5 protein-coding genes are annotated in these 5,693 nt (G+C 42.9%); 1 reads left to right on the top strand and 4 read right to left on the bottom strand.

The window, feature by feature from the left end:
* On the bottom strand, positions 1–1,025 hold a 1,025-nt coding region (locus RDS42_RS11705), incomplete at its 3' end, for a hypothetical protein (RefSeq protein ID WP_308783819.1).
* Positions 1,026–1,153: 128 nt separating this feature from the next.
* On the bottom strand, positions 1,154–1,993 hold the full coding sequence (locus RDS42_RS11700) for an alpha/beta hydrolase (protein ID WP_308783818.1): 840 nt from the start codon (positions 1,991–1,993) through the stop codon (positions 1,154–1,156).
* Positions 1,994–2,221: 228 nt separating this feature from the next.
* On the opposite strand from RDS42_RS11700, the gene RDS42_RS11695 reads away from it, so the two are divergent.
* The gene (locus tag RDS42_RS11695; protein ID WP_308783817.1) at positions 2,222–2,770 is read left to right on the top strand and encodes a flavodoxin family protein; all 549 of its coding nucleotides are present in this window, start codon (positions 2,222–2,224) and stop codon (positions 2,768–2,770) included.
* On the opposite strand, the gene RDS42_RS11690 is transcribed toward RDS42_RS11695, so the two are convergent.
* Both RDS42_RS11690 and RDS42_RS11685 read right to left on the bottom strand, forming a co-directional pair.
* The gene (locus RDS42_RS11690) at positions 2,760–3,659 is read right to left on the bottom strand and encodes a radical SAM protein (protein WP_308783816.1); all 900 of its coding nucleotides are present in this window, start codon (positions 3,657–3,659) and stop codon (positions 2,760–2,762) included. The two genes, RDS42_RS11695 and RDS42_RS11690, sit on opposite strands and share 11 nt — an antisense overlap.
* 107 nt (positions 3,660–3,766) lie before the next feature.
* Positions 3,767–5,563, bottom strand: coding sequence for an L-fucose isomerase (locus RDS42_RS11685; protein WP_308783815.1), 1,797 nt, complete (start codon positions 5,561–5,563; stop codon positions 3,767–3,769).
* Positions 5,564–5,693: the final 130 nt, after the last annotated feature.

Below are 5,693 nucleotides of genomic sequence, written 5' to 3'. Positions count from 1 at the left end.
TTCTTTTTTAAATGATAAATCAAAATTCCTGCTACTGCTATCACTGCAGCTGCTGCTATCCACCAAAAAGGTGTTGGAATCAAAGAATTTGCTTCCTCCGATGATGCAGAAACAAAAACTTCTTTTTCCTCAGCTTCAGGAGTCTCTGTAGCTGTCAGTGTTTCTGTGGCTTCAGGCGTTGCTGTTGCCGTCGGTGCTTCTGTGGCTTCAGGTGTTGCTGTTGCTGTCGGTGCTTCCGTGGCTTCAGGCGTTGCTGTTGCTGTTGGCGCTTCCGTGGTCTCAGGCATTGCTGTTGTCATCGGTGCTTCCGTAGCCTCAGGAGTCTTGGAAAGCTCTGCTTCCTCTGTTGTGATCATAGTAACAAATTCTTTTTTTGAATCTGTATCATTTTCTGAGAATTCTCCTCTTTTTCTGGCTGCTTCTTCTGTATCATCCAGATTGATCCAGCCCTGTTTTCCGTCTACGGTTGTCACTCCCCAATGACTGCCGTCTACCAGTTCCGCATCCTGAGTGATATGAAGGGATTCTCCATTTTTTATATCACGTACTCCCGGAACTTCTCCATATTTTTCTCCGGGACCCTGATAAAGTTTCTGCGTTCCCTCACTGGTATATGCCTTTACATCGTAATCCGCATTGTAGTCTACATGATCGCGTCCTGCAATATAGAGTTCAGAATCAATTGCTTCCTTTCTGGACTGAGCAGGACGGCAGTCATCCAGAGGAACATATCCGTACATCCCATGATACTGTACATATCCCCAGGTTCGTGAATGAGCTGTATCCTCCACTTCTCCTTCGATATGCAGGGCTGTTCCGTTAGAAATCAGTTCTTCGTTTAACTTTGAAGACTCCAGATCAGGATGCGCATAAATGTCTATACCACCTTGTTTCGATTCTACAATCATGTAATAATCTGTTTTAATATCAGGCTCTGTCTTTTTATCCGATATATCTGCCCATACGTTCACAGAAAAAAACATGCACATCAACGCGATCAGCCATATCATTCCTGTTTTTTTCATTTTTCTACGCTCCCCTTAGTTTTTTATGTAGGTTTTCTGTCTTTTATCATAGCACAGTTTTTCTTGTTTGGTAATCCCTATTTGTTCTGTTTTTTTCCTGCTGTTTTTACATAAAAAGACAATTTTCCTTATTTTTTCTGCTTCCACCATGGAAATTCCCGATTCAGCCATTTTTCACAAAGACTGCTCCACTCTCCACAGGCTCTCACAATCCCTCTTCCGTCAGGATTTGCTGTAAGTTCATTTCCAAGTCCTACACCATGAATTCCCTCCGGAAAAAGATGATATTCCACAGGAACTCCATGTTTTACCATAGATCTGACAAAGCTTATAGAATTTTCCGGATGCACTGTTGTATCCTCAAATGTATGCCAGATAAACGTTCTGGGAGTATCCTGATCCACCTGATTCTCTAAAGACATTTTTTCTCTTAATTCCTCATAGCGTTTTCCCAAAAGGTTCTGAAAGCTTTCCTGATGACCATACTGACCGGAAGTGATCACCGGATAACTGAGTATCATTCCATTGGGACGTATTTCGTCTGCACTGACCTTTAATTCTTCCGTAATCTCTCCCTTATTCCAGAATACTCCCAGGGATGCTGCCAAATGTCCTCCTGCTGAAAATCCCATAACAAGGATCTTTTCCGGATCGATCAGCCACCGGTCACTGCCTTTTCTTAGAATACTTACTGCTTTTGCAAGCTGATGAAGAGCTGCTGGATAAACTGCAGGTGCAACGCTGTAACGAAGAACTACTGTGTGATATCCCATGCTCATAAACTTTACTGCAACAGCTTCTGCTTCTCTGTCTGAAGTCATCCGGTATGCTCCTCCGGGACAGATCAGTATCACCGGGCGCAGCTGTCCCGGATAAAGTTCCTGTGATTCTTCCCAAAAATATGTCATCATATAAGCTTCATTCTGCTTATTTCTTTCTGGTTCAATTGTAATTTTTTCATGCAGCATATTTGTTTTCGATATCTCCTTCCTAATAAAAATTACTATGCACTATTATTTTACCATAAGAACCTTTTACAGCACAGTCTGTTTCTTTTCTGAAAATACTGTCCATGTTTGTTTCTGTAACCAAAGTTCCCGGCAGCCCTATGTACATCAATGCTATTTCCCTTGTAAACTTTCTATTCAATTGTTATAATAGTAACAATCTATAATAACGAAAGGAAAACATCTGTTTTGAAAACACTTATACTCAATGGTTCTCCTCGAAAAAACGGAGATACTGTAAGTCTTTTAAAAATTTTGAAGAAAAATCTCCAGGGAGAGATCAAAGTCGTTGATGCCTATTACTGTAACGTTGCCCCCTGTATAGACTGCCGCTACTGCTGGAAAAATCCCGGCTGCTGTGTAAAAGATGAAATGCAGGAGATTTATTCCTACATTGAAGAATGTGATAATGTTCTTATTGCTTCACCTATTTATTTTTCAGAGCTGACCGGAAAGCTTCTGGATCTTGGAAGCCGTCTGCAGACATATTTCAGTGCAAAGTTTTTCAGAAACGATATGCCTATAACAAAAGAAAAAAAATCCGCAGTACTTTTAGTTGGCGGAGGCAAAGGCAGCATGGAAAAAGCCTTCGATACTGCCCAAATTCTTCTCCGGGATATCAAAGCCACAAATCTCTTTCCACTGATTTCTTTCCATGGAACCGATGATTCCGTTGTGGCAGAGGATCCTGAAATACTGAAAAAGCTGGATGAACTGTGCGATTTTTTTAACTCCTGATGCCTTCATAATCAAACATGGGAATAAAGCTTTCTTCCGCAGTTTTTCCATCCTGGATAAAAGCATTTTCTATTCCCAGTTCAAGAGCATATGAAATAAGTCTCTGATATTCTCTTTCCGTCACTCTGCGATCCAGTTCCGGAAATTCCTTTTTTACCTGCGGAAGAGGAGTATACTGATTCATAAGACTTAAATATAACTGATTTCCGTATGTTTCATAAACATACTTTACCACTGCCCGGGCGTTCCGTACATGTCCGGGCAGTAAAAGATGCCTTACGATCACGCCTGATTGCATGATTCCATTCTCGTCAAATTTGGCTTCTCCTGTCTGATCCATCATTTCTTTCAATGCTGCCCGGGCAATTTCCGGATAATCGGGAGCCTTCGAATAACGAACAGCCGTTTCTTTTTCCATATATTTAAAATCTGTCAGATAAATATCCACAATCCCTTTCAGCGTTTTCAGTGTTTCCACTTTTTCGTAACCACTGCAATTATAAACAACCGGAAGCCTTAATCCCTGTTCTTTTGCTTTTCCTATTGCCCGGATAATTTCAGGCGTATAATGGGTAGGTGTTACCAGATTAATATTATGAGCGCCTTTTTCCTGAAGCTCCAGAAAAATATCTTTGAGACGCTCTTCACTGATTTCCATCCCTACCTCTGTACTGGCAATCTGATAATTCTGGCAATATACGCATCGAAGCGGACATCCGGAAAAAAACACTGTCCCGGAGCCTTTCTCTCCGGAAATACAGGGCTCCTCCCAAAAATGAAGCGCAGCCCGGGCTGCCAGCATATTTTTTCCTGATACTCCGCAGATACCGGATTTTCCATTTTCCCGGTCTGCACCGCACTGCCGCGGACAAAGATTACAATTGCTCACAATAGTCCTCCTTTTAATATAAAGAAGGAGCTATTGCTCCAGCAGAACTTTCTGCTTTTGCAACAGCCCCCATCTATCATGGCATTTTACAACAACCAATATGATAATTATTTGTAAAGCGGTCCGTAGTTCTTGCAAGCACGGAAATCAGCGCCTTCTTTGTCCATTCCGAATGCATTCCATGCTGCCGGACGGAAGATCTTCTCTTCCGGAACGTTATGCATGCAAACCGGAATTCTCAGCATAGAGCACATTGTGATAAGGTCTGCACCAATGTGTCCGTAGGAGATTGCTCCATGGTTTGCACCCCAGTTGTTCATTACATCATAAGCTGTCTTGAACGGTCCTTCTTTGCCATCGCATCTTGGAGCAAACCATGTGCATGGCCATGTATAGTCTGTACGTTTCCAGAGTGTATCAGAAACTTCTTCCGGAAGAGCTACTGTCCAGCCCTCTGCGATCTGAAGAACCGGTCCAAGACCTTTTACAAGGTTCAGACGGATCATAGTTGCAGGCATCTGGTCTTTTGTCTCAAATCTGGAAGAGAATCCGCCGCCACGGAAATATCCGTTGTCAGCTGCGTTCCATGTAGTAGCTTCCATGATTGCTTTCTGGTCTGCTTCTGTTACATCCCACCATTCTTTCATTACAGCATTGCCGTTCTCATCTTTAGCACCGCCGTTTGCATCCAGGCAGCATGCACCGGAGTTGATCAGATGGATGATACCGCCGTTCTCTTTTGCAACACCTTCAAGGTCATAATCTGTTACTCTCTTAACAGCATCCGGGCTCCAGTATGTACGAACGTCTGCAAACATCTGTGCACGGTTTGTAAGGAGTTTCATAAACAGCATTCCAAGACCGTTAAGTACGTCGTTCTCAGTAGCCAGGATATATGGCTCTCTAGCGCCTTCCCAGTCAAAGGAAGTATTCAGCATAGCCTCAGCAAAGTCACCGTTCGGATAGAAGTCTGTCCACTGTCTCTGTCCCTGGAAACCAGCTGCAATCGCATTGTGGCCGATTGCTTCCTCAGAGAATTTAGGATCAAGATTGTCACATCCATTCATCAGTTCTTTGATGATAACTGCCATCTTAACAACAAATTCAAACTGCTCTTCTTTTTTCTCTTCTGACATCTGAAGTTCTTCCGGGTTCTTGTCGAAGCCGATCTTGCAGGTCTTCTTAGCCCATGCAAGAGCTTTCTCGAACTCTTCATGATCATAGATGCCCTCTGTCATACGACGGATGATCTCTACCTCGTCAACAGACTCTACACGCATTCCAAGATAGGACTCGATAAAGTCAGAATCTACGATAGATCCGCCGATACCCATACAGATGGAACCGATCTGCAGCCAGGATTTTCCTCTCATGGAAGCTGCTGCAACTGCTGCACGTCCGAATCTGAGGATTTTTTCTTTAACGTCTTCCGGAATTGTTGTGTCATCTGCATCCTGAACCTCGTGTCCGTAGATACCGAATGCCGGAAGTCCTTTCTGTGCATGTGTAGCAAGAACGGATGCAAGATAAACTGCACCAGGTCTTTCTGTTGCATTGAATCCCCATACAGCTTTGATTGTCTGAGGATCCATATCCATTGTCTCAGAACCATAGCACCAGCACGGTGTTACTGTAAGAGTAATATCAACGCCTTCTTTTCTGAATTTATCTGCACATGCTGCTGTCTCACCAACACGTCCGATTGTAGTGTCAGCGATAACAACCTTAACCGGCTCACCATTGGAATATTTTAAGTTCTCTTCTAATAATTTAGCAGCAGACTTAGCCATGTTCATTGTCTGCTCTTCCAGAGATCCTCTTACATCCAGTGCTCCTCTACGACCATCGATGGTAGGTCTGATACCGATTACTGGGTAGCTTCCGATTAATCTGCTTTTTGCCATAATAACAAATACCTCCATTTTATCATACTTGTCAGTCTGCTCAGGCGCTTCCCGCCCTCGCCGCTTATAAACCTATTATAACAATTGCATTAAGGTAATTACTTGTGATATAATGGCAAAAAATAGTATA

It is taken from the genome of uncultured Blautia sp., assembly GCF_902497045.1.
Taxonomy (GTDB): domain Bacteria; phylum Bacillota; class Clostridia; order Lachnospirales; family Lachnospiraceae; genus Blautia_A.
Note: the sequence above shows the minus strand (reverse complement) of the source record. Positions and strands in the feature narration are given on the sequence as shown.